The sequence below is a fragment of the Pseudomonas sp. TJI-51 genome, from assembly GCF_000190455.2.
In the GTDB taxonomy this organism is placed as follows: Bacteria; Pseudomonadota; Gammaproteobacteria; order Pseudomonadales; family Pseudomonadaceae; genus Aquipseudomonas; species Aquipseudomonas juntendi.
Map to the genome: position 1 here is coordinate 58,397 of NZ_AEWE02000046.1, position 22,497 is coordinate 80,893.

Consider the following 22,497-nt stretch of genomic DNA (forward strand, 5'->3'; position numbering starts at 1 on the left):
GGCAGCCTGTTTCACCGGCCTTCAGTGAATTCGATCACGAAGCGCGTCCACCCCTGCGCGCACTCCGCGCGAATGCAGCCGCCATGGGCCTGCACGATCGACCGGGTAATCGCCAGCCCCAGGCCGGCATGCTCGCTACTGCCTTCACGCCGTGCCGGGTCTACCCGGTAGAAGCGGTCGAACAGCCGTGGCAGGGCCGCGGGCTCGATGGCCGCGCCGGTATTGGCCACGCTGATGCTGGGCCCCGCTGCCAGGGCCACCCGTATCTGCCCGCCTGCCGGGGTAAAGCGCAGGGCGTTATCCAGCAGGTTGGACAGGGCCCGGCGCAGCATGTGCCGGTCGCCGTGCAGCATGGCCTCACCTTCGCGCAGCATCTGCACGTCGCCGTCTTCGGCCAGCGGTGCGTAGTATTCCAGCAGCGCATCCACTTCCTCATGCAGTGCCAGTGGCGCTTGCCCAGGCACCAGCAGCCCATGGTCGGCCTTGGCGAGGAACAGCATGTCATTGATCATCTGTGCCATCCATTGCAGCTCCTCCAGGTTGCCATGCAGGGCCTCGCGGTATTCTTCCAGGCTGCGCGGGCGGGTGAGGGTGACCTGGGTGTGGGTCAGCAGGTTGGACAGCGGTGTGCGAAGCTCGTGGGCGATGTCGGCGGAGAACGCCGACAGGCGCTGGAACGCATCGTCCAGGCGCTGCAGCATGGCGTTCATGGTGCTGGCCAGCTCGGCCAGTTCTACGGGCATCTGGGCCACTGGCAGGCGGGTGGTGAGCGAGCGAGCCGACACCCCAGCGGCCACCTGGCCCATTTGCCGCAAAGGCCGCAGACCGCTGCGGGCCGCCCAGGCGCCCAGCAGCGCGGTGGCCAGCGCCGACAGGCCGACGGTCAGCCAGATCAGGCGCTGCATGCCTTGCAGGAAATGCTGGTGGTGCGTGATATCAAGGTACAACGCCAGTTGTGGCGATGCGTTGCTGCCCGGCGCCAAGGGCGCGGTCAGGCTGCGGAAGTCCGCCCCTTGGGCATGCTGGGTGCCCAGCCCGGTCGGCAGCACTGCCGGCGGCAGGCCGCTGCGGCTGGCGAACCAGGGCGTGCCGTCGGCGCCGCTGATGCGCAAGGCCAGGTTGGCTTGATGGCTCAGCGCTTCGCGCAGGGCGGGCAGGCGCGCCTTCAGCGCTTCGGCGGTAGTGATGCCGTCCAGTTGCGTGCGCAGCAGCGACAGCCGTGAGGCGAGTAGTTGTTGATCCAGTTCGATGAAGTGCTGCTCACTGGCCCGGTTGAACAACAGGCCGGCGCCCAGCGAAACAGCGGCGGTGCACGCGGCGAACAGCAGCGCCAGGCGGCTACCGAGGGATACCCGGCGCATCACGCTGGCCGCTCTTCGAGTACATAGCCCATGCCGCGCACGGTGTGGATCAACTTGTTGGGGTGCGGGTCGTCGATTTTCAGGCGCAGGCGGCGGATTGCCACTTCGATCACATTGGTGTCGCTGTCGAAGTTCATGTCCCACACCTGTGAGGCAATCAGCGACTTCGGCAGCACCTCGCCCTGCCGGCGCAGCAACAGTTCCAGCAGGGAAAATTCCTTGGCGGTCAGGTCGATACGGCTGCCTGCGCGTTCGGCGCGGCGGCGGATCAGGTCCAGGCGCAGGTCGGCCAGGCTCAGGGTGGTGTCCTGGCTCGGGCTGGCGCCACGGCGCAGCAGGCTGCGCACCCGCGCCAGCAGTTCGGAAAAGGCGAACGGTTTGACCAGGTAATCGTCTGCGCCCAGCTCCAGGCCATGTACCCGGTCCTCGACGGCATCGCGCGCGGTCAGGAACAGCACAGGCGTATCCCGACCGGCCTGGCGCACGGCCTGCAGGATCTGCCAACCGTCGCGACCGGGCAGCATCACATCCAGGATCAGCAGGTCGTGGTCGCCGCTCAGGGCCAGGAACTGGCCGGTCTCCCCATCGCTGGCCAGTTCGGTGGCGAAGCCGGCCTCGTTCAGGCCCTGGCGCAAGTACTGGCCGGTACGGGCCTGGTCTTCGACGATCAGCAGTTTCATAGAGGCACCAAGGTTTCAGCTGGCTTGCGGTGATGGTGGAGACGGCGCGCCCCGTGCGTAAGCCGCTGGGGCGGCTGAAATGATACGTGACGGTGTGTCTGCATGCCCAACCTGACAAAGTTGTAATCTTGCTGTCAGCCAGTTGCCAGTCAACGGTGACTAATGTGGCTGCACCCTGTCGTGTATTCCCGGAGTCATCATGAAACGCCTGTTCCTCGCCGCCACCCTTGCCATGGCCAGCCTGCCGGCCCTAGCCGGCCAGGCCGGCACCTTTGCCTTCGGCGAGCCAGCCCCGGCGGCCAAGGCCACCCGCACTGTAGAGGTGGTACTCAAGGACATCGCCTTCGAGCCCAAGCGCCTGCAGGTAAAAGCTGGCGAAACCGTACGTTTCGTGCTCGTGAATGAAGGCAAGCTGCCACACGAATTCAACCTGGGCGACAAGGCCATGCACGCCGAACACCAGAAGGAAATGCTTGCCATGCAAGGCAAGCTGTTCAATGAGGGCATGAACCACCAGGGCATGGACCATGGCCAGGCGATGGACCCTGGGCAAATGATGGGCCATGAACAGATGAACGATCACGGCGGTGGGCACGCGCACGGCGGCGGCAACACGGTGCTGGTGATGCCTGGCCAGCGCGCCGAACTGACCTGGACCTTCCGCAAGTCGGCGCCTATCGAGTTCGCCTGTAATGTGCCGGGGCACTACCAGGCCGGTATGGTCGGGGCACTGACCATCGAGTGACGGGGCCTGCAAGGCGGGGTGCAAAACCGGTAGACTAGGGGCAATTCCGAACCTCCAGGTCAGTTTACATGCATCCCGCTGCCGAACACTCCCCGCTGGGCAAAGCCAGCGAATACGTCGCTACCTACTCCCCGGAGCAACTGTTCCCGATCCCGCGTACGGCCAAGTGGGCCGAGCTGGGTGTTACCGCCCAGACCTTGCCGTGGCACGGTGTGGATTACTGGAACTGCTTTGAGCTGAGCTGGCTGCTGCCTTCTGGCAAGCCCGTGGTGGCGATTGGTGAGTTCGCCATTCCGGCCGATTCGCCCAACATCATCGAGTCCAAGTCGTTCAAGCTGTACCTCAACTCGCTGAACCAGACAGTCTTCGCCACCCTCGACGAGCTGCAGGCATGCTTGGCGAAGGACCTGTCGGCAGCAGCGGGCAAGCCGGTTGGGGTGAAGGTGCGCACGTTGGCAGAGGTCGAGGCCCAGGGGGTGGTGGCGTTGCCCGGCCTGTGCATCGATGCGTTGGACGTTGCCATCAGCAACTACGCACAGCCGCAGCCAGAGCTGTTGCGCTGCAGCCCTGAGCGGGTGGTTGAAGAAACCGTACACAGCCACTTGCTGAAGTCCAACTGCCCGGTTACCGGGCAGCCGGACTGGGGCAGCGTGGTCGTCGAGTACAAGGGCAGGGCGCTGGACCACGCCAGCTTGCTGACCTACCTGATCAGCTTCCGCCAGCATGCCGACTTCCACGAGCAGTGTGTGGAGCGCATCTACCTGGACTTGAAGCACTTGCTGCAGCCGGAGCACCTGACCGTGTATGCACGGTATGTGCGCCGCGGGGGGCTGGATATCAACCCGTACCGCAGCACCGGTGCTATCAGCCCGGATAACCAGCGGCTGGTTCGCCAGTAAGGGCTGGTAACGCAGGAGGGGTGCAATGCACCCCTTCGTGGTGTCAGATCCCCATGCTGTGCAACGAGTTGGCAATGCTGCGCAGGGTGGCGGTAAGGTCGGGGTGTTCGGCCTCGAAGCGCTCGATCGCCAGGTTCACGCCGTCCACCAGGTTGTTGTCCGGGGTGGCTTCCTCCAGTTTCAGCTGTGCCTCGATCTGGCGCGCTTCTTCGTGCAGTGCGGCCAGCTCTTCTTCCGAAAGCGGTACGTTACGGTCCAGTTGCTCGCGCAAGGTGTTCAGGCGCTCTTGCAATTCGCGGGCAGGCATTGGCTTTTCTCCATCAATGGCTTGGCTAGCCATGGACCTCAGCGAAGCGGCAAAGGTTCTGGCCTGCTTTCAGCGTAATCCACCTGCCGCTGCTTTGCATGATCCGCGTCAACATGGCTGTATCAGGGTTTTTCACCTTTGGCACGGCGCCGGGCGATGTCCTGCAGGCAGGTATCCAGCGCTTCCAGGTGGTCGATCACCGAATGCACGCCCAGGCTGAACAACGCCAGGGTCGCCTTGCCGCGCGCCAAGTCCTGCTCCGCAGGGGGTAGCGCTTGCCATTGGGCGGAACCGGGTTCGCACAGTGGGCTGCAGGCAGCCAGGCCGATCGTCCACAGCCCGGCGTTGAGCCCCGCCTGCAGCAACCGCGGGTCGCCGCTGACCAGTACACAGCCTGCCAGGCGTTGGCTGCCCAGCTGCATCAGTGCTTGCCAGCAGGCATTGGGTGCTGGCAAGCCCGGGTCGGTCACCGTAAGCCCCGGGAGCCAGTCAGGCAGCACCTGGGCCATGCGCTGGCTCGGCGGGTCGGCGATCTCATCCAGCCAGATACAGGGGACGTAGCGCTGATGCAGGTTGGCGAGGATGGCCAGCGCGCCGGGGGCCGGTGCGGGTGCGCCGTTGGCACTCTGTACCAGGCAACCGCGCAGGCCGAACAGCACAGCGGTGAGGGCGGGTGTAGCGTGCATGGCGGCGTCCCCAAATACGGCGCAGGCTATTGGCTGATTGTTACCGCCCTGTGACAGCGGGGCTGGTGCAACAGTTGTTCACAAAATATTGAGCAAAGATGTGTAAAGCTGTCTAACAGCCCGTAAGCCTCTATACTGCCGCCTTAACGCCACGCGACCCGTGCGCTGGCGGTCGAGAAACCCGATGGAGAGACATCTATGCGTAGGATCGGTGCCAGTGTGATCGATCGAGTCACCCAGGCCTGTGTCTGTGCCGGCATGCTGCTGGCGCCCGTGGCCGCCACCCAGGCGGCCACCGAGGAAGATCCCTGGGAAGCGGTCAACCGCCCGATCTTCCGTTTCAACGATACGGTCGACACCTATGCCCTCAAGCCATTGGCCAAGGGCTATGAGGCCGTTACCCCGCAGTTTCTCGAAGACGGTATCCACAACATCTTCCGTAACCTGGGCGATGTGACCAACCTGGCCAACAATATCCTTCAGCTCAAGCCCCATGCAGCCGGCGTGGACACTGCGCGGCTGATCGTCAACACCACCTTTGGCCTGGGTGGATTCTTCGATGTGGGCACCAAGATGGGCCTGCAGCGCAGCGACGAAGACTTCGGCCAAACCCTGGGCTACTGGGGCGTGCCGAGTGGCCCGTACGTGGTCATCCCGCTGCTAGGCCCGAGCACCGTGCGTGATGGCGTGGCCAGGTACCCGGATACCTATACCAGGCCTTACCGTTACATAGACCACGTGCCGACCCGCAACTCGATATTCGCCCTGGACGTGATCGACACCCGCGCCAGTCTGTTGTCGGCCGAGAAGCTGATCCAAGGCGACAAGTACATCTTCATTCGTAATGCCTACTTGCAGAACCGCGAGTTCAAGGTCAAGGATGGCGAAGTCGAAGACGACTTCTGACCGTTCATGCTGTGCAGGGGCGCCCTGGCTACGCCGCCCCTGCCGGCTTCGGGCGCCGCTTCAATGCATTGCCAGTATCCTCAAGCCGAACTTCTGCTGCCCGCCTGGCTGGTCGGCGATCCACACTACCTCGGTGCTGGCGTGCAGCCCCTTCAAGGCCGGGTGGTCGGAGTCGATCCGCACTTCGAGCTGCTGACCTACCTGAAAATGCTCTGGCGCCTGCACCTGCATGCCGCCGCTGGACAGGTCCAGGCAGCGCGCGGCGATGACCTGGCCTTCGTGCAACAGGCTCACTTCGGCGTCGATGCGCATGCGGATGAAATCGCGTTTCTCGCTGTGGCTGGAGGGCGTGTGGGGCATGCTGCATCCTTCCCATCGGGTTGCGCTGGTCGACTTTCTTATAACTCCCGGCGATTTGCCCTGTAAAGAGCGATGAGGTCGACCCACGCATGCTTGAAACCCCTGGCGGATGGGAGTACCGTCTGCGCCTTACAAGGTTGCTCCACAGTTGCCGACAGTTGCCGGGCAGGTGTTCTTGTCCTACAACTCAAGTAGAGTATGACCACAAAGAATTCCCGTAGCTGGCCGTCTGCCTTGCCGACACCGCTGCACCAACCTAAATCGGCGCCGTTCGCCCACATGCAGAATACCAGTGCAACGCTGCTGATCATCGATGACGACGACGTGGTCCGTGCGAGCCTCGCCGCGTATCTTGAAGACAGTGGTTTCAGCGTGCTCCAGGCCGGTAATGGCCAGCAGGGGCTTCAGGTCTTCGAAGAGCACCAGCCCGACCTCGTGATCTGCGACCTGCGCATGCCGCAGATGGGCGGGCTCGAACTGATCCGCCAGGTCAGCGAGCGTGCGCCGCAGGTGCCGGTGATCGTGGTGTCCGGTGCCGGCGTCATGAGTGATGCGGTGGAAGCACTGCGCCTTGGGGCTGCGGATTACCTGATCAAGCCGCTGGAAGACCTGGCCGTACTGGAACACTCGGTGCGCCGCGCCCTCGACCGCTCGCGCCTGGTGCTGGAAAACCAGCGCTACCGCGACAAGCTCGAAGCCGCCAACCGCGAACTGGAGGCCAGCCTGCACCTGCTGCAGGAAGACCAGACCGCCGGCCGCCAAGTACAGATGAACATGCTGCCGGAAAGCCCATGGGCTGCCGGCGAGTTCGCCTTCGAGCACCAGATCATCCCGTCGCTGTACCTGTCGGGTGATTTCGTCGACTACTTCCGCGTCGATGACCGGCGTATCGCCTTCTACCTTGCCGATGTTTCCGGGCATGGCGCGTCGTCGGCCTTTGTCACCGTGCTGTTGAAATTCATGACCACACGTCTCATGTTCGAACTCAAGCGCAACAAGATGCGTGAGTTCAAGCCATCGGAAGTGCTCAGCCACATCAACCGCGGCCTGATCAACAGCAAGCTGGGCAAGCACGTGACCATGGTAGGTGGCGTGATAGACGAGGATTCGGGCCTGCTGACCTACGCCGTTGGCGGCCACTTGCCGCTGCCGGTGCTGTACACCCCAGGCAACGCCCGCTACCTGGAAGGCCGTGGCCTGCCGGTGGGGCTGTTTGACGAGGCCACCTACCAGGACCTGGTCGTGGAGCTGCCGCCACAATTCAGCATCAGCCTCATGTCCGATGGCATTCTGGACCTTTTGCCGGGTGATACGCTCAAAGATAAAGAAGCCGCCTTGCCGGAGATCGTCAAGGCAGCAGGTGGTAGCCTGGATGGGCTGCGTCAACGTTTTGGATTGGCTACGCTTGGGGAGATGCCGGATGATATCGCCCTATTGGTGTTAAGCAGGAACATTCAATGAGTACCGGTAGAATCCAGTTCGCCGAGCAGAGCGGTACCTTTGTACTGAAATTTGTCGGTGAAGTGCGCCTGACCTTGTGTTCGGCGCTGGATGCAACGATCGAGAAGATTTTCACTGCGCTGAACTTCTCGGCCATTGTCATCGACCTGACCGAAACCGAGAGCATCGACAGCACCACCTTGGGCCTGCTGGCCAAGCTGTCGATCCTGTCGCGCCAGAAGGTAGGCCTGCTGCCGACGGTGGTGACCACCAATCCGGACATCTCCCGGCTGCTGCAATCGATGGGCTTCGATCAGGTGTTCAATATCGTCGATCGGCCAATTCCCTGCCCCGAGTGCCTGACCGACCTGCCGTCGCAGGACCAGAACGAAGACGTGGTGCGTTCCAAGGTGCTGGAGGCGCACAAGATCCTCATGGGCCTGAATGACTCCAACCGCGAAGCGTTCCATGACCTGGTGAATGCGCTGGAGCGCAGCTAGGCACTGTGCCTTGAGGGACGTGCGCGGTTGTAGCGGCGCCACTTCGCAAGAGCCTGGCCCACGCGCTGGCCACGCTGCCTGGCTACGGGCCCCCGATAAACTCGGTTGCCTGCGCGCCACCCGCATCCAGCTGATACACGCGTACCGGCCGCCCCTGCCGATCAAAAAACACCTGCCCCAGCCCCGCGCCGTTCCACAGCCGTTCTCCGGCCTTGCTGTGGCTGGGCGTGCGTGGCACAACCTCCATTTCCCGGCGTTTGGTAAACCAGTTAAGCGGCGAGCGCGGCGAGTACAGCCAGCGGTTGAGGCGGTCCAGCACGTCCAGCAGGCGCCGGGGGAACTCGTTCTTGATGCCGCTGCTGGTCACTTGCCACAAGTGCGGGCTACGTTGGCGGTGGCGAATCAGCACTTCGTAAACGAATGAATAGTGCACATCGCCCGACAGCACCACGTAGTGCCCGGGTGTGCGCGAGTGGCGGAATATGTTGAGGATGACCTGCGCCGCCCCGCGGTGGGCCATCCAGTTTTCGGCGTCGACCAGCAAGGGGTAGCCCAGCCAGCTGAAGACCTTCTGCACCGTCTCGATCAGTTTCACGCCGAAAATCGGCGCCGGTGAAACGATGACTGCCGATGGGTGATCGAGCAGCGCCTGCTGCAGTTCACTCAACGCTTCCCAGTCCAGCAGGCCGGATGGCCTGGCCAGGTTGCTTTCGCTACGCCAGCGGCGGGTACGGGTGTCCAGCACCAGCAAGGGCGGCTCGGTAGGCAGGCTGAACTGCCAGCCCTGAAAGCGCAGCAGCTCACCGATCACTGCGTCCTGGTTGTCGCCGGTCAGTGCCTGGCACTGGCCGAGCAGCGGCTTGCAGGTGTCCGGGGCATTGCCCCAGGCCTGGCACAACAGGTAGCCGAGCAGGGCATTGCCGATAATCCGCCGTGAAAACGGGTGGCCGTAGGCGGTCTGCTCCCATTGTGCCGACAGGTTCCAGTCGTCGGTGATGTCGTGGTCGTCGAAGATCATCAGGCAGGGCAGGTGGGCCATGGCCCGGGCCACTTGGCCGAGGTTTTCGGCAAACCCGCGGACCAGCGGCAGCTCGTGCTGGTAACGGGCCTGGTGCTGGTCGCTGAGCCCGGCTGGCATGGCCAGGTCGACCAGCTGCCACGGTACGGGTGACCACACCAGCAGGTACATCGCCATGACTTCGGCGAAGGTCACCAGGTGGTTGTCAGCGTTGCTGGAAGAGAAGATCGGTTTGCGCTTGCCACCGAAGAACCGCTCGCGCAGGGTTTCGTTGAGCTTCTGTGCCGGCAACAGGTCTGCGCGGTGATAGTAACTGGCCGGATGCTGGTACAGCGCCTGGCTGCCGGTGACCACCGCACCTTCAAGTTGCTCGTCGAACAGGCCCAGGCGCGCGATCAGGCTGTGGATGGCACGCAGCATCGGCCCGGCCACGTCGTCGGCATACACCTGGTCGCCGGTCATCAGCAGCACGGCGGGCCGGTCTTGCGGGGTTGTGCAAGCCTGCAGCAGGCGGTCTGCGCACAGCAGGCCGTCGGCCGCAGGGTGGTGCGGTTTGCGGCAGGAGCCATGCAACAGGTGGTCGAGGCGCTCGCGCAACACCAGGTTGGGGCGCTGGTTGCCGGGGTAGAGCAGGTGAGGTGCCCAATCGGCGATGCCCTTGCCATTGATCAGCAGGTCATAGTCCAGCAACTGGTTGCAGGGCAGCGCATCGCTGAAATGGATATCCAGCAGGTGAATGAAGGCGTGCTTGCCTACGGCTATCACCTGGCAGTCTACCTGGGCGTCGCTGGCGTGGCAGACGAATTGCGCGTGCAGCGGTTCGGTGGCGGCCAGCCAGATAGCCAGGCGCTGGGGTTCCAGGCGCCGTAGGACCGGGCCGGCCAGTACGAGGGGCAGCAGTGTAGGGGCGGTCATCAACAGCTCGGGAAGGGTATGGGGCGCAAGGTGCTTGGCACTTTACGCCCGCCTGGCGAGGCCGAAACTACTCAGGCGTTTACAGCCATCAGTTTTTCCAGCTTTTCCTGGTCCCGGGCAAACTGGCGGATGCCCTCGGCCAGTTTCTCGGTGGCCATGGCATCTTCGTTCATTGCCCAGCGGAACTGGCTTTCGTTCAGCACCTGCTTGGCCTCGCCAGCATTGCCTGGCTTGAGCATGCGCGGCAACTCACCCTGGTCGCTGCTCAATTGGTCGAGCAGGTCAGGGCTGATGGTCAGGCGATCGCAGCCCGCCAGTTGTTCGATCTGGCCGATGTTGCGGAAGCTGGCACCCATGACGACGGTGTCGTAGCCATTGGCCTTGTAGTAGTTGTAGATGCGCGTGACCGATTGCACACCCGGGTCTTCGGCGCCCACGTAGTCCTGGCCAGTGCTTTTCTTGTACCAGTCGTAGATCCGGCCCACGAACGGCGAAATCAGGAACACCCCGGCATCCGCACAGGCCTGGGCCTGGGCGAACGAGAACAGCAGGGTAAGGTTGGTCTGGATACCTTCCTTTTCCAGCTTCTCGGCAGCGCGAATGCCTTCCCAGGTCGAGGCCAGTTTGATCAGCACGCGGTCACGGCCGACGCCGGCTTTTTCATACAGGTCGATCAACGCCCGGGCCTTGGCCAGCAGGGCCGGTTCGTCGAATGACAGGCGGGCATCCACTTCGGTGGAGATGCGCCCGGGAATGACCTTGAGGATGCCCGAGCCAACGGCCACGGCAAACTTGTCGCAGGCCAGGTCGACATTGCCCTTGGCATCTGCCTTGACCTGCTTGAGCAGGTCCGCGTAACCGGTGATGGCAGCGGCTTTGAGCAGCAGCGACGGGTTGGTGGTGGCATCGACCGGTTTCAGGCGGGTGATGGCGTCCAGGTCTCCGGTATCGGCGACCACGGTGGTGAACTGCTTGAGTTGTTCCAGCTTGGAGGTCATGGGCGTGCTCTGTCCTGTGCAATGACTCGACATTACCCGAGCCCCGACGGCCGCTCAAGGGCCGGTAGGCGCGGGCCTGCCACGAAGGGTGGTGTGAAGATGATATTCGAGTCCGGCGCCACCCCGAGGTTCCGCACACCACCAAACCACCGCGCGTGCTGGCGTCATCTGGACCCGCTGTCGCTACACAGCGCATCAGCGCCCCTGAAGCAGCTCCACTGCCTGGTCGAACACGGCCAGCGGCTGCGCCGCCTTGTGAATATCCGCCGACAGCAGCTGACGGAAGCGCCGGGCGCCCTTGAACCCCTGGGCCAGCCCCAGGATGTGCCGGGTAACATGGTGCATCGCGCCACCACTTTCCATGTGCGCCACGATGTACGGCCGTAGCTGCGCCAACGCCTCGCTGCGGCTGATCACGGCAGCTTCGCTGCCGAACAGTTGCTGATCCACCTCCGCCAGCAGGTACGGGTTGTGATAGGCCTCACGCCCCAGCATCACCCCGTCGAAGGTTTGCAGGTGCGCCTGGCACTCGCCGAGGGTTTTGATTCCGCCGTTCAGCACAATCTCCAGGTCCGGGAAGTCGGCCTTCAATTGCGCTGCCACGTCGTAGCGCAGCGGTGGGATCTCGCGGTTTTCCTTCGGCGAAAGCCCTTCCAGAATCGCGATGCGCGCATGCACGGTAAAGCTGCGGCAGCCCGCTTCGCGCACTTGGCCAACGAAGTCGCACAGCTCGGCGTAGCTGTCGCGCCCATTGATGCCGATGCGGTGCTTGACCGTCACCGGGGTGGCTACCGCATCGCGCATGGCCTTCACGCAATCAGCCACCAGCGCCGGGTGGGCCATCAGGCAGGCACCGATCATGTTGTTCTGCACCCGGTCGCTCGGGCAGCCGACATTGAGGTTGACCTCGTCGTAGCCGGCTTGCTCGGCAAGGCGGGCACAGGCCGCCAGGTCGGCAGGCACGCTGCCGCCCAGCTGCAGGGCCAGCGGATGCTCGGAAACGTCATGCCGCAGGAAACGGTCGGCGTCGTTGTGCAGCAGGGCGCCGGTGGTGACCATTTCGGTGTAGAGCAAGGTTTGCTTGGACAGCAGGCGCAGGAAGAAGCGGCAATGGCGATCTGTCCAGTCCATCATGGGGGCAACGCTGAAGCGGCGTGACGGCTCAGGGCGCGTGGTTTGTGGCTGGGAGCCTGATGTTGCAGTCATTTCGTTCAACGTGTTCTGTACCGGTTTCGGGGTTTGAGGCGTTTTTACCCAGGCGTTTGGTACAAAGTACCAACCGACATACGACATGTACCAATCGTGGAAAAGGGTCGATGGCAGCACCCGCTACCCCGTCCAGTCCCGCACTGATCGCGACAAGGCGACAGTCTACCAAGAGAGCCGGGTGTTCGCCTGCAAACACGTCGCGATGGCCTGGGCGAAGCGACGGTACGCCGAGTTGAAAGAGGCGAGGGCTATCGGGGGGCTGCCCCGGTAACGCGCCTCGACCAGGAAGGCTAAAACGCTGGCGCGATCCACCGGTAGCCAAGCCCTGTTGGCCCGCATACAGTAGAGCACCGATGATCGATGCAACGGTTACCGACTCACCAGCAGGATCAACAGCCACAACGCGCCCCGCGTGAACCAAGGAAGAAAGCGATGAGCCAACCCCCCAATGATCTGCCCATTTACCGCGTGCTGACCGGTCCCGACAACGCCGCCTTCTGCCGGCGGGTCAGCGAGGCCTTGGAAATGGGGTACCAGTTACATGGCTCACCTGCAGTCACCTTCAATGGCAGCGATGTGATCGTGGCGCAGGCCGTGCTCTGGCCTAGAACCGGTGACTGATCATCGGCCGCCTTGCATGCCTCTTCAATCCCCCGAAGGTGCAGTGGCCAGCTTAGCGTGGGTGGTCAGTTCTTCATTGATGAAGGCCGCGATCATCGCCCGGTAAACCTGCTCCACCACCTCGGCTGAAGCGCCGGTTTGCTCCGCCATTTCGCGAACCTTCGTTATCACCTGCTCGACCCGCGCAGGCGCCCGCACGTCATCGGTCGTCTTCTTGAAGGCGGCCGCTTGCGCCACGAGTCGGCCACGTTGGGCGAGAAGCGAAACCAGGCTGCGGTCAATTGCATCGATCCCTTGGCGGACTTCTTCCAGTGAGGTGCAACGTACTTCCATTTGCGCGAGTTCCTTTTCATGAGACTGCGGTTGGTTGGGGGTATCACTTGCGCTTACCCGGGCCGGCCAGCTCTGCCGGCTACGGCAATTGAGCAAGGGCCATCATTAGACTAGCTACGGCCCATGATTCCCAGGCTTTCTGTGGCGTACGCCCGTCTCTGTTTCTCCCCGGCCGGCACGCAAACGGGTCAAATCACTTTCACCGCCCGGCCTATGAACTTAACCGGCCCCGTTGGTAGGCCGGTAGGCGAGCCGCCGGCTTTCTCCAGTGTCAGCTCGAACAACTGGTCGGCTTCCAGCGGTGGCAGGCTCTGCAAGGGGACCCTGTAGGGTTCGCCGGGTTTGACCAGGCCCAGTGATACTGGCGCCCCCCACTGCGGACCCTTGGTCCAGAACTGCAAGGCCATGCCTTCAGGGAGCGCATCCTTGCCGAGCGGGAGAAGCTCGATGGTGCGGCTGTCGCTGGTCTGCACCACCCAACCCGGGGCCTGGCTGCTCGGTGCCACCAGCACCACAACGAATTGCGTCGCGGGTGGGGGCGTTGTCAGCAAGGTGAACGCCAGCACTACACTGGCCGCCAACCCGGCGGCCGTCAGTGCTTGCCACAGGCCCAGGCGTTGCCACCACTTGGCTCGCCGCTCGCTTGCCGGGGGCTCCAGCTCGTTCAGGCTGCGTTGAATACGGCCCCACAGGCGCAGGCTCGGTGGCTGCGGCGCGGCCAGCGCGGCCAGTTCCAGCAGGCGCGACTCCCAGGCATCCACTGCGGCGCGCAGGGCTGAGTCGGTACGCAGGCGCTCAGCCACTGCCGTGTGTTGCTCCGGCGGCAAGGTGCCCAATACGAACTCGCCGGCGAGGGTGTCCAGCGCTTCGTCAGTCTCCGGCTTCATTCCAGGCACTCCCGCAGTGCTTTCAGGCTGCGCTTGATCCAAGCCTTGACGGTGCCAAGGGGGGCGCCCAGCAGAGTGGCGATTTCGGCGTGGCTGCAGCCGTCCACATAAGCATGCAGGATGCAGTGCTGCGGGCCGGGCTGCAATTGTTCCAGGCAACGGTAAATCTTTGCCGAGCCTGACCACAGGGCCAGGTCATCCAGCCTGCCCGGCAAGGTGGGCACGGCAGCCATGTCGGCATCGTCCAGCACAGTTTCGCGCCGGGTATCGCGTATCGAATTCAATGCCAGATGGCGTGTGATGCTGTAGATCCAGCCGCGGGCCGAGCCGCGCGCGGGGTCGTAGCTGGCAGCGCCAGTCCAGATGCGAATGAACGCATCGTGGACGATGTCTTCGGCCGTGGCGTTGTCACGCGCGATACGCCGAGCTACGCCCAGCAGGCGTGGCCCTTCGTGATCGTACAGCGCTTGCAGGGCTCGCCGGTCACCCTGTGCGCAGGCCTCCAGGCAGTGGTGGAAGTCGAATGGGGTGACAGGCGAATTCAAGGTGTACGGCTTCCTTGTGTCTGGCGAGGTACCCCGGCCATCCAGCCGGGGGCTTGCCATCGAGCTTAGATCATCCGCTGCTGGATGTTGGCGCCGGCGCGCGTTACCTGGCTGTCCAGAACACATAGTCGGCCTGGTACTGGACGACCTGCCTGGCCCCCTTGTTCTGGGCCGTGCAGTCGCTGGTAGGGGCCACGCCGCCGCGGGTGGCCAGGCGCTGGATGTAGCTGACCCCTTGCATGGCGCCTTTACCTTCGGCCGGGTTGGCCTTGACCAGTTGATAAGGAATGGCGCCTTTGTCTGCCGGGGCCAGCGCCAACTGGTTGCCGGTGACTTTCGAGCCATCCTTCGCTTGCCAGGTGGCGGGAGGACCAAAGTAGTCGCCCACTTGTTTGCCGCTACGGTCATTGAGCACGGCCTTGGGCCCAACGAAGGTCCATTCGGTCTGGCCGGCCGCATCGGCTTTGTCGCGGCACTCATAGGTGATCTCGCCGACCCCGACGGTCTCCAGCATAACGCGATGCCCCTCGGGCACCTGGACTGCTGTGGGCACGGCGGTTTGCGCGTGGGCGGTCTGCAGCGCCAGGGCAAGGCTGCAGGCGAGCAGGCAAGCGGAGTAGGTATGGCTCATGGTAATGCTCCTGACAGGTCATTTGGCTGGGCGGTCATGGTCCACCCATCAGCAATACCCACCACGGGGTCTATTGGATGCACGGGGACAAAAAAATAGTTGCCTGCAAATGGCCGGCCGGCAGCGGGCAACCAAAGCCCGGGAGTAGGGTGGTGTCGTCTGGCGCGGTTACGTGGGTGGCCCTGCGGGCTAAGGGCCAGCATCACTGGCCCTCATCAGTCGGCTGATCGTGCCCCGGTCAGTGATGCGCGCTATCCACCGCAATGCTCTCGCCGCTCACCGCGAGGTAGCTGGCGTTGCGGTTGGCGAGGGCGTAGTGGATCAGCCCACCCAGGCCGGCGCCGAAGAACCAGGAGAACTGCGACAAGGTCTCGAAGGCTGGGACCAGCGCCAGCACGATGGCGATCAGTGCCGCCGGCACGAATGCCGCAACGGCACGCAGGTTGACCCCGCCGCTGTAGTGGTAGGCCGCCTGCCTGCTTTCGCTGTAGAGCTGCGGCAGGTTCACCCGGCTGCGGCGTACCAGGTAGTAGTCGGTGACGATGATGCCGTACAGCGGGCCGAGCAGGGCGCCCAGGCCACCGAGGAAGTACACGATCACTGAGGGGCTGTTGTAGAGGTGCCAGGGCAGGATCACGACCGCAATGGCGGCACTGAGCAGGCCTGCGCGGCGGAAATTCAGCAGGTTGGGTGCCAGGTTGGTCAGCACGTAGGCCGGGGCGACGAAGTTGGCCATGATGTTCACTGCCACGGTCACGATCAGGAAAGCCAGGCAAGCCAATACCAGGCCGGCGGTGTTGGGGATGGCCGCAACGATTTCGGTCGGGCTCTGCACCAGCTTGCCATCGATGCTGAACTGCGCACCGGCCAGTACCACCGCAATCAGGGCAAAGCCAAGCATGTTCACCGGCAGGCCCCAGAAGTTGCCTACGCTGATGGTGCGCCGGTCCGGGCAATTGCGCGTGAAGTCACAGAAGTTGAGAATCATGGTGCCGTACAGCGAGACCCACAGCGCAGCAGCGCCGAGCACTTTCAGCCACATGGCCGAACCGGTCGGGGCATTGCCGCTGGACCAGGCGATCGACAAGCCGCTGCGCCAGTACATCCAGCCGGCCAGGCTGGCGAAGGCGACCAGAATGATCGGCCCGGCCAACGACTCGAAGCGGCGCACCATTTCCATGCCGTAGGCGAAGATCGCCACCTGCACGCACCAGATGCCGAGGAAGGTGACCCAGCCCAGGCTCGACAGCCCGAGGATGCTGTTCTGGTCGTAGGCCTTGAGGTCTGGGGCGATGGCGGTGAGCAGTACACGCAGCACCACCGAAGCCAGGTAGGTCTGGATGCCGAACCAGGCAATGGCGATCACTGCGCGGATCAGTGCCGGAATCTGGGCACCATGGATGCCGAAGCTGATGCGGCACATGACCGGGTAGGGCAGGCCGGTTTTCTGACCCATGTAGCCGGAAAGGTTCATCAAGCCGTAGATCACCAAGGCACCGAGGGCGAAGGCGGCCAGGATCTGCGCCCCGCTCATGCCCAGGGCGAACAGCCCGATGGCGAACGAGTAGTTGGCCATGTTGTGCACGTCGTTGGTCCACAGCGCGAACAGGCTGTAGCGACCCCAAGTGCGCTTGGCGGCACGGGTCGGGGCCAGGTCGGCACTGTACAGGCGCGGGCTCAATGTCACCTGGCCGGGGTCCGCCGTGGCGGTGGGGCGTGCATCAAGCTGGCTAACATCGGAACGCGAAATCGACGCCATCGGGACTCCATGATGGTTGTGTACTTTTGTTTTTGGATTTGTATACAAACAAGATTCGTACCAATCGGTCAGGCGCAGGTAATTACAGCGGGTTGCCGGTCTCTAGCCGATCATTGCCTAGCGGGCGCGTATTTGAGTTGGGAATTTTGTGCACATTTCAGGTGCGCATTTGTTACCCCGCGCGCCAAGCCGAGGCGCTTGCTGTGAACAACGCAGATACACTCAGGCCATTGGTCAGCAAATGATCGGCAAATGGCCTGAAAGCGAACACAGTAGCCGCATTTGGCTGCAAGCAACGGCTGGACAGGCCCGTTTTCCAACAGGGATCCGTATCGATGTTCACCTCAGTGCGCCGCGCTGTGCGGCTTGCGATGGCCATTGCCGGCCTGTTCATTCTCGGTGCCTGGCACAGCGCTCAGGCGCAGTCGCTGCCCAGTGCTGCCGAGCTGCAGCGGTTGGCACCCGCCGCCAGTCTGGCGACCTTGGCCCTGGCGCTTACCGCCTATCACTGTGCGAGCCAGGGGGGAGGGGACAAATTGCTGACCGTTATCGATTATTCCAGGGCCTCGCGTGACAAGCGCTTGTGGGTGTTCGACCTGCGCGCCAGGCAGCTGTTGTTCGAAGAGTGGGTCACCCATGGCAAGAACAGCGGCGCCGATCTGCCGAACGCGTTTTCCAACGCGCCGAACAGTTACCAGTCCTCCGTCGGCCTTTATCAAACCGGCCAGGCCTACAATGGCAAGCATGGGCGCTCGTTGCGCCTGCAGGGGCTGGAGCCAGGGTTCAATGACAACAGCATGGCGCGGGCGATCGTCATGCACGCCGCAGCGTGCGCCGACCCCAGCGTGGTGCCTAGCCTCGGCCGCCTCGGGCGCAGCCAGGGTTGCCCTGCCGTGCGCCCGGCGATTGCCGAGAAATTGATCCACACGCTGCAACGCGGCAGCTACGTGTTCGCCTACTACCCGCAGCAGGCGTGGCTGAAGCACTCGCGTTACTTGGACGCCCAACGTTGCGTGGCAAGCCCATCGATCGCCGGCAAGTGACGAGGCGCGCTTACCTCGTCAGCAGCCTCACACGCTACGCGTCAGGCCGCCGTCGACCTTGATGTTCTGCCCAGTCATGTAGGCAGCACCCTCGCTGGCAAGGAACGCGATGGTGGCGGCAATTTCTTCGGGGGTGCCGTAACGCTTGAGCGGTACGCTGTCGCGGCGTTGCTCTGTGGCCGGCAAGCTGTCTATCCAGCCGGGCAGCACGTTGTTGATGCGCACGTTATCGGCGGCGTAGGTGTCGGCGAAGATCTTGCTGAAGGCCGCCAGCCCCGAGCGGAACACCGCGGAAGTGGGGAACAGGTCGCTCGGCTCGAATGCCCAGGCGGTAGAGATGTTGATGATCACGCCACCCTTTTGCCGCTGCATATAGGGCGTCACCAGGCGTGTCGGGCGAATGACATTGAGCAGGTAAGTGTCCATGCCTTTGTGCCAGTCCTCGTCGCTGATCTCCAGGATGGGCGCACGTGGGCCGTGCCCCGCGCTGTTGACCAGCACATCGATGCGGCCCCATTTGCCGACCACAGCGTCTACCAGGCGCTGCAGGTCTTCAACCGACTGGTTGCTACCGGTAACGCCGATGCCGCCAAGCTCCGCCGCCAGGGCCTCGCCCTTGCCCGATGAAGAAAGGATGCCCACGTTAAAACCATCCGCGGCCAGGCGCCGGGCTGCGGCGGCACCCATGCCGCTGCCACCGGCCGTGATGATTGCAACTTTGTCTACTGTCATGCTGCCTCCCAGGTTGGCGTTCATTTGATTGCGTAAGTGCTTCCACCATAGCAGCGCCCTCGGGTGGCAAGTGAGACAGTCCAGCTTCTCTGAGCCAGTAGTTAAGCTACTGGCTTTTTGCGCGTGGCAGGGGCCAAGTCGCGCAGACGCAGACCGGCGGCACGCAGATGATCTTGACGCGTGAAATTTTTAATGTATTTTTTCATGAAAAATATCTACGAAAATTTCACGAGCACCCAGGCTATTGAAGCCGTGCCAGAGGTTGAAGCCCTTGCAAATGCGGGCGGCATTCAAGGGCGAGTCTTCACTTGAGTTGGTTCACCTCACAAGGACAAGAACATGAGTGCCCCCTCTGCGGATTTGCTGCTTGAAGTGCGTGCGTTTCGGGCGCAGCACCCGGCCATACGTTATGTCGACCTGATTGCGCTGGACATTCCCGGGCATTTCTACGGCAAGCGCTACCCCATCGACATGCTGGAAAAGGTTGCAGCTGGGGCACCGCTGAAGCTGCCGCAGAACTGCGTGCTGCTGGGTACCCAGGGCGGCCTTTACCCCATAGGTGACTACTGCTTTGCCGACGGCGACCCGGATGCTGTACGGCGGCTGGTGCCAGGTACGCTGAAGCCGGTGCGCTGGGAAAAAGAACCGATCGCCCAGATGCTGATCACCTCCGACGGCACCGCCAGGCCGATCGAGTTCGAGCCACGGGAAGTGCTGGCCCGCGTGCTGCAGCGCCTGGCCAGGCGTGGGATACGCCCGGTGGTGGCGTTCGAACTGGAGTTCTACCTGTTCGATCACGCGCTGGACAACGGCTTGCCCCGTTACCCGCGTGACACTGCCACCGGCGACGCAGACGACCAGCCGAACATGCACATTGAGCGCCTCTCGCGCTTTTCCTCGGTATTGCATGAAATGGTCGATGGCGCCAATGAGCAAGGCGTGCCGGCGAACGTGATCACTGCCGAGCTGGGCCCAGGCCAGTTCGAAATCAACTTCTCGCACAGCGACGATGCCCTTGCCGCGGCTGACTGGTCGGCACTGTTCTGCCGCAGTACCCGGGGCATTGCGCTGAAGCACGGCTACCGCGCCAGTTTCATGAGCAAGCCCTACCTGGATGCGCCAGGCAGCGGCATGCACGTGCACGTCAGCCTGTACGACAACGACGGCAACAACCTGCTCGCCGCTGCCGAACAGCGCAAGCTGCGCCATGCGGTGGCGGGGTGCCTGGAACTGCTGCCGCACTGTATGCCGATTTTTGCCTCCAACCACAACGCCTACCGCCGTTACGGTGCCATGGTCAACGCCGCGAGCAAGGCCAGCTGGGGCTTCGAAGACCGTGATGCGTGCATTCGCATCCCCGAATCCGACCCGCGCAACCTGCGCATCGAGCACCGCCTGGCAGGCGCAGATGCCAACCCGTACCTGGTGCTGGCGGCCATTCTCACCGGCATGGAGTACGGCCTGGAGCGGGGCGTCGAGCCCATCGCCCCGCTGAATGACGACCGCCAGAGCGGCATCGACTTCCCCAAGGACCCGCTCAGCGGCCTGGCCGCCATGCGTCATCACCCGGTGCTGGAGCAAGGCCTGGGCAGCGAGTTCGTGATGGTCTACTGCGAAAACAAGTACCAGGAGCAACTGGACTTCATGCGCCACATCGATGCCCGCGAGTATCGCTGGTTCCTGTAGCGCCTGCGGTTCGCCCTCATCCCTTGCCAACCTAAACCACGCGCAATACCCATTGCCGGAGGACGCTATGCCACGTGTGCCCGTGATCGGCATCACCGCTTGCACCACCATGAGCGGGCAGCATGCCACCCAGACCATTGCCGAGAAGTATGCACGTGCGGCAGCCAAGGCGGCGTGCGGCCTGCCCATCGTGATACCCAGCCTGGGCGAGCTGCTCGACAGCGCCGACATCCTCGCGGTGGTGGACGGGCTGATCTTTACCGGTTCGCCGACCAATATCGAGCCGTTTCACTACCACGGCGCGGCCAGTGCCGAGGGCACCCTGCACGACCCGCTGCGGGACGCCACCACGTTACCGCTGATGCGCGCGGCGATCGCCGCCGGCGTGCCGGTGCTGGGCATCTGCCGTGGTTTTCAGGAAATGAACGTGGCACTGGGCGGCACCCTGCACCAGAACGTGCATGAGGCTGGCGCATTCATGGACCACCGCGAAGGCGCGGGCGAGCCGATCGACAAGCAATACGGCCCGCGCCACACCATGCATGTGCAGCCAGGTGGTTTGCTCGAACGCCTGGGCTTGCCGGCAGTGTTCGAGGTCAACTCCATCCACGGCCAGGGCATCGATGCACTGGCGCCTGGGCTGAGGGTGGAGGCGCTGGCGCCTGACGGCCTGGTGGAGGCGATCTCGCTGGACAACGGCCAGGGCTTCAGCCTGGCCGTGCAATGGCACCCCGAGTACCAGGTCATGGACAACCCGCAGTACCTGACCCTGTTCCAGGCGTTTGGCGCGGCATGCCGCCAGCGCTCGCTGCTGCGCCAGAACCGCAAGCAACCCACCGCGCAGCGCGCCTGCGCGACCTGACGGAGTGAAGACAATGAGTGCACAGAATTCGCAGACCCAGGCCTGGCAAGCGCTTAGCCGCGACCACCACCTGGCGCCGTTCAGCGATGTTAAACAGTTGGCCGAGAAAGGCCCGCGCATCATCACCCAGGCCAAGGGCGTATACCTGTGGGATAGCGAGGGCAACAAGATCCTCGATGCCATGGCTGGCCTGTGGTGCGTGGCGGTCGGCTATGGCCGCGATGAGCTGGCCGAGGTCGCCAGCCGGCAGATGAAGCAGCTGCCGTACTACAACCTGTTCTTCCAGACCGCGCATCCACCGGCGCTGGAGCTGGCCAAGGCGATCGCCGACCTGGCCCCGGCCGGCATGAACCATGTGTTCTTCACCGGCTCCGGTTCCGAAGGCAATGACACCGTGCTGCGCATGGTGCGCCACTACTGGGCGCTGAAAGGCCAGCCCGACAAGAAGGTGATCATCGGCCGCATCAACGGCTACCACGGCTCTACCGTGGCAGGCGCTGCCCTGGGGGGCATGAGCGGCATGCACCAGCAGGGCGGGGTGATCCCGGATATCGTGCATATCCCGCAGCCGTACTGGTTCGGCGAAGGCGGCGACATGACCGAGGCCGACTTCGGCGTGTGGGCCGCCGAGCAACTGGAGCGCAAGATTCTGGAGGTGGGCGAAAACAACGTCGCAGCCTTCATCGCCGAGCCGATCCAGGGTGCCGGGGGCGTGATCATTGCGCCGGACACTTACTGGCCGAAGGTCAAGCAGATCCTTGCCAAGTACGACATCCTGTTCGTGGCCGATGAAGTGATCTGCGGCTTTGGCCGCACCGGGCAGTGGTTCGGTACTGACTACTATGACCTTGAGCCCGACCTGATGACCATCGCCAAGGGCCTGACTTCGGGCTACATACCGATGGGCGGTGTGATCGTGCGTGACGAGGTGGCGCGGGTCGTCAGCGAAGGTGGCGATTTCAACCACGGCTTTACCTATTCCGGCCACCCGGTGGCCGCGGCGGTGGCGCTGGAGAACCTGCGCATCCTGCGCGACGAGCAGATCATCACGCAGGTGCAGGATAAGACTGCGCCTTACCTGCAGCAGCGCCTGCGTGAGCTGGCCGACCACCCATTGGTCGGTGAGGTGCGCGGCCTGGGCATGCTGGGCGCGATCGAGCTGGTAAAAGACAAGGCCAGCCGCACCCGCTACCCAGGCAAAGGCGTGGGCATGATCTGCCGCCAGCACTGCTTCGACAACGGCCTGATCATGCGCGCGGTGGGCGACACCATGATCATCGCACCGCCTTTGGTGATCAGCCTTGCCGAGATCGACGAGCTGGTGGCAAAGGCGCGCAAATGCCTCGACCTCACGTATGAGGCTGTTCGCTGAGC

At 63.5% G+C, this 22,497-nt stretch carries 24 protein-coding genes; 10 read left to right on the top strand and 14 right to left on the bottom strand.

The window, feature by feature from the left end; all coding sequences use genetic code 11:
- Window positions 1–11: 11 nt before the first annotated feature.
- Complete coding sequence (locus G1E_RS10895; RefSeq protein ID WP_033691081.1) at window positions 12–1,364, bottom strand: heavy metal sensor histidine kinase; 1,353 nt, start codon at window positions 1,362–1,364, stop codon at window positions 12–14.
- Entirely contained in the window at window positions 1,361–2,041 is a 681-nt protein-coding gene (gene cinR, locus G1E_RS10900) for a two-component system response regulator CinR (protein WP_009686297.1), read from the bottom strand. Before cinR ends, G1E_RS10895 begins: the two co-directional genes overlap by 4 nt.
- Window positions 2,042–2,240: 199 nt before the next feature.
- Here cinR and G1E_RS10905 point away from each other — a divergent pair, with 199 nt between their 5' ends.
- Both G1E_RS10905 and queF read left to right on the top strand, forming a co-directional pair.
- Entirely contained in the window at window positions 2,241–2,786 is a 546-nt protein-coding gene (locus G1E_RS10905; protein WP_009686298.1) for a plastocyanin/azurin family copper-binding protein, read from the top strand.
- A 68-nt stretch (window positions 2,787–2,854) separates the two neighbouring features.
- The gene (gene queF / locus G1E_RS10910; protein ID WP_009686299.1) at window positions 2,855–3,685 is read left to right on the top strand and encodes an NADPH-dependent 7-cyano-7-deazaguanine reductase QueF; all 831 of its coding nucleotides are present in this window, start codon (window positions 2,855–2,857) and stop codon (window positions 3,683–3,685) included.
- A 43-nt stretch (window positions 3,686–3,728) separates the two neighbouring features.
- Here queF and G1E_RS10915 read toward each other — a convergent pair whose 3' ends face one another.
- Both G1E_RS10915 and G1E_RS10920 read right to left on the bottom strand, forming a co-directional pair.
- A complete protein-coding gene (locus G1E_RS10915) occupies window positions 3,729–3,992 on the bottom strand; it encodes a DUF4404 family protein (RefSeq protein ID WP_009686300.1) in 264 nt (87 codons plus the stop codon).
- A gap of 122 nt (window positions 3,993–4,114) precedes the next feature.
- On the bottom strand, window positions 4,115–4,678 hold the full coding sequence (locus G1E_RS10920; RefSeq protein WP_009686301.1) for a hypothetical protein: 564 nt from the start codon (window positions 4,676–4,678) through the stop codon (window positions 4,115–4,117).
- Between the two features lie 198 nt (window positions 4,679–4,876).
- On the opposite strand from G1E_RS10920, the gene G1E_RS10925 reads away from it, so the two are divergent.
- On the top strand, window positions 4,877–5,584 hold the full coding sequence (locus G1E_RS10925; protein WP_009686302.1) for a VacJ family lipoprotein: 708 nt from the start codon (window positions 4,877–4,879) through the stop codon (window positions 5,582–5,584).
- 60 nt (window positions 5,585–5,644) lie between these two features.
- On the opposite strand, the gene G1E_RS10930 is transcribed toward G1E_RS10925, so the two are convergent.
- The gene (locus tag G1E_RS10930) at window positions 5,645–5,944 is read right to left on the bottom strand and encodes a PilZ domain-containing protein (RefSeq protein WP_009686303.1); all 300 of its coding nucleotides are present in this window, start codon (window positions 5,942–5,944) and stop codon (window positions 5,645–5,647) included.
- Between the two features lie 279 nt (window positions 5,945–6,223).
- Here G1E_RS10930 and rssB point away from each other — a divergent pair, with 279 nt between their 5' ends.
- Window positions 6,224–7,405 carry a two-component system response regulator RssB gene (gene rssB, locus G1E_RS10935; RefSeq protein WP_009686304.1) on the top strand — a complete coding sequence of 394 codons (1,182 nt, stop codon included), beginning with the start codon at window positions 6,224–6,226 and terminating at the stop codon, window positions 7,403–7,405.
- Window positions 7,402–7,884: an anti-sigma factor antagonist RssC gene (rssC, locus tag G1E_RS10940; protein ID WP_009686305.1), complete on the top strand. Its 483-nt coding sequence runs from the start codon at window positions 7,402–7,404 to the stop codon at window positions 7,882–7,884. Before rssB ends, rssC begins: the two co-directional genes overlap by 4 nt.
- 82 nt (window positions 7,885–7,966) lie before the next feature.
- On the opposite strand, the gene G1E_RS10945 is transcribed toward rssC, so the two are convergent.
- The 3 genes from G1E_RS10945 to dusA all read right to left on the bottom strand — a co-directional run bounded on the left by G1E_RS10945 (window position 7,967) and on the right by dusA (window position 12,021).
- The gene (locus G1E_RS10945; RefSeq protein WP_009686306.1) at window positions 7,967–9,817 is read right to left on the bottom strand and encodes an alkaline phosphatase D family protein; all 1,851 of its coding nucleotides are present in this window, start codon (window positions 9,815–9,817) and stop codon (window positions 7,967–7,969) included.
- A 71-nt stretch (window positions 9,818–9,888) separates the two neighbouring features.
- Window positions 9,889–10,815 (bottom strand): transaldolase, encoded by a 927-nt coding sequence (gene tal / locus G1E_RS10950; RefSeq protein ID WP_009686307.1) that lies wholly within the window; start codon window positions 10,813–10,815, stop codon window positions 9,889–9,891.
- 195 nt (window positions 10,816–11,010) lie between these two features.
- Window positions 11,011–12,021, bottom strand: coding sequence for a tRNA dihydrouridine(20/20a) synthase DusA (dusA, locus tag G1E_RS10955; protein ID WP_009686308.1), 1,011 nt, complete (start codon window positions 12,019–12,021; stop codon window positions 11,011–11,013).
- Window positions 12,022–12,456: 435 nt separating this feature from the next.
- On the opposite strand from dusA, the gene G1E_RS10965 reads away from it, so the two are divergent.
- Window positions 12,457–12,645, top strand: coding sequence for a DUF1737 domain-containing protein (locus G1E_RS10965; protein ID WP_009686310.1), 189 nt, complete (start codon window positions 12,457–12,459; stop codon window positions 12,643–12,645).
- A 24-nt stretch (window positions 12,646–12,669) separates the two neighbouring features.
- Here the strand turns inward: G1E_RS10965 and G1E_RS10970 are convergent, their stop codons facing one another.
- The 5 genes from G1E_RS10970 to G1E_RS10990 all read right to left on the bottom strand — a co-directional run bounded on the left by G1E_RS10970 (window position 12,670) and on the right by G1E_RS10990 (window position 16,800).
- Entirely contained in the window at window positions 12,670–12,978 is a 309-nt protein-coding gene (locus tag G1E_RS10970) for a chorismate mutase (RefSeq protein WP_009686311.1), read from the bottom strand.
- 188 nt (window positions 12,979–13,166) lie between these two features.
- Window positions 13,167–13,865 (bottom strand): anti-sigma factor domain-containing protein, encoded by a 699-nt coding sequence (locus G1E_RS10975; RefSeq protein ID WP_009686312.1) that lies wholly within the window; start codon window positions 13,863–13,865, stop codon window positions 13,167–13,169.
- Window positions 13,862–14,410 (bottom strand): sigma-70 family RNA polymerase sigma factor, encoded by a 549-nt coding sequence (locus G1E_RS10980; protein ID WP_009686313.1) that lies wholly within the window; start codon window positions 14,408–14,410, stop codon window positions 13,862–13,864. Before G1E_RS10980 ends, G1E_RS10975 begins: the two co-directional genes overlap by 4 nt.
- Before the next feature lie 103 nt (window positions 14,411–14,513).
- A complete protein-coding gene (locus tag G1E_RS10985; RefSeq protein ID WP_009686314.1) occupies window positions 14,514–15,041 on the bottom strand; it encodes a DUF3455 domain-containing protein in 528 nt (175 codons plus the stop codon).
- A 238-nt stretch (window positions 15,042–15,279) separates the two neighbouring features.
- Window positions 15,280–16,800 (bottom strand): NCS1 family nucleobase:cation symporter-1, encoded by a 1,521-nt coding sequence (locus tag G1E_RS10990; protein ID WP_009686315.1) that lies wholly within the window; start codon window positions 16,798–16,800, stop codon window positions 15,280–15,282.
- 335 nt (window positions 16,801–17,135) lie between these two features.
- On the opposite strand from G1E_RS10990, the gene G1E_RS10995 reads away from it, so the two are divergent.
- On the top strand, window positions 17,136–17,843 hold the full coding sequence (locus G1E_RS10995) for a murein L,D-transpeptidase catalytic domain family protein (protein ID WP_009686316.1): 708 nt from the start codon (window positions 17,136–17,138) through the stop codon (window positions 17,841–17,843).
- Between the two features lie 27 nt (window positions 17,844–17,870).
- On the opposite strand, the gene G1E_RS11000 is transcribed toward G1E_RS10995, so the two are convergent.
- Window positions 17,871–18,575, bottom strand: a complete 705-nt coding sequence (locus G1E_RS11000; protein ID WP_009686317.1) for an SDR family oxidoreductase — start codon at window positions 18,573–18,575, stop codon at window positions 17,871–17,873.
- 339 nt (window positions 18,576–18,914) lie between these two features.
- On the opposite strand from G1E_RS11000, the gene G1E_RS11005 reads away from it, so the two are divergent.
- The 3 genes from G1E_RS11005 to G1E_RS11015 all read left to right on the top strand — a co-directional run bounded on the left by G1E_RS11005 (window position 18,915) and on the right by G1E_RS11015 (window position 22,495).
- Window positions 18,915–20,261 (top strand): glutamine synthetase family protein, encoded by a 1,347-nt coding sequence (locus G1E_RS11005; RefSeq protein ID WP_009686318.1) that lies wholly within the window; start codon window positions 18,915–18,917, stop codon window positions 20,259–20,261.
- Between the two features lie 67 nt (window positions 20,262–20,328).
- On the top strand, window positions 20,329–21,123 hold the full coding sequence (locus G1E_RS11010) for a gamma-glutamyl-gamma-aminobutyrate hydrolase family protein (RefSeq protein WP_009686319.1): 795 nt from the start codon (window positions 20,329–20,331) through the stop codon (window positions 21,121–21,123).
- Between the two features lie 13 nt (window positions 21,124–21,136).
- Window positions 21,137–22,495 (top strand): aspartate aminotransferase family protein, encoded by a 1,359-nt coding sequence (locus G1E_RS11015; RefSeq protein WP_009686320.1) that lies wholly within the window; start codon window positions 21,137–21,139, stop codon window positions 22,493–22,495.
- Window positions 22,496–22,497: the final 2 nt, after the last annotated feature.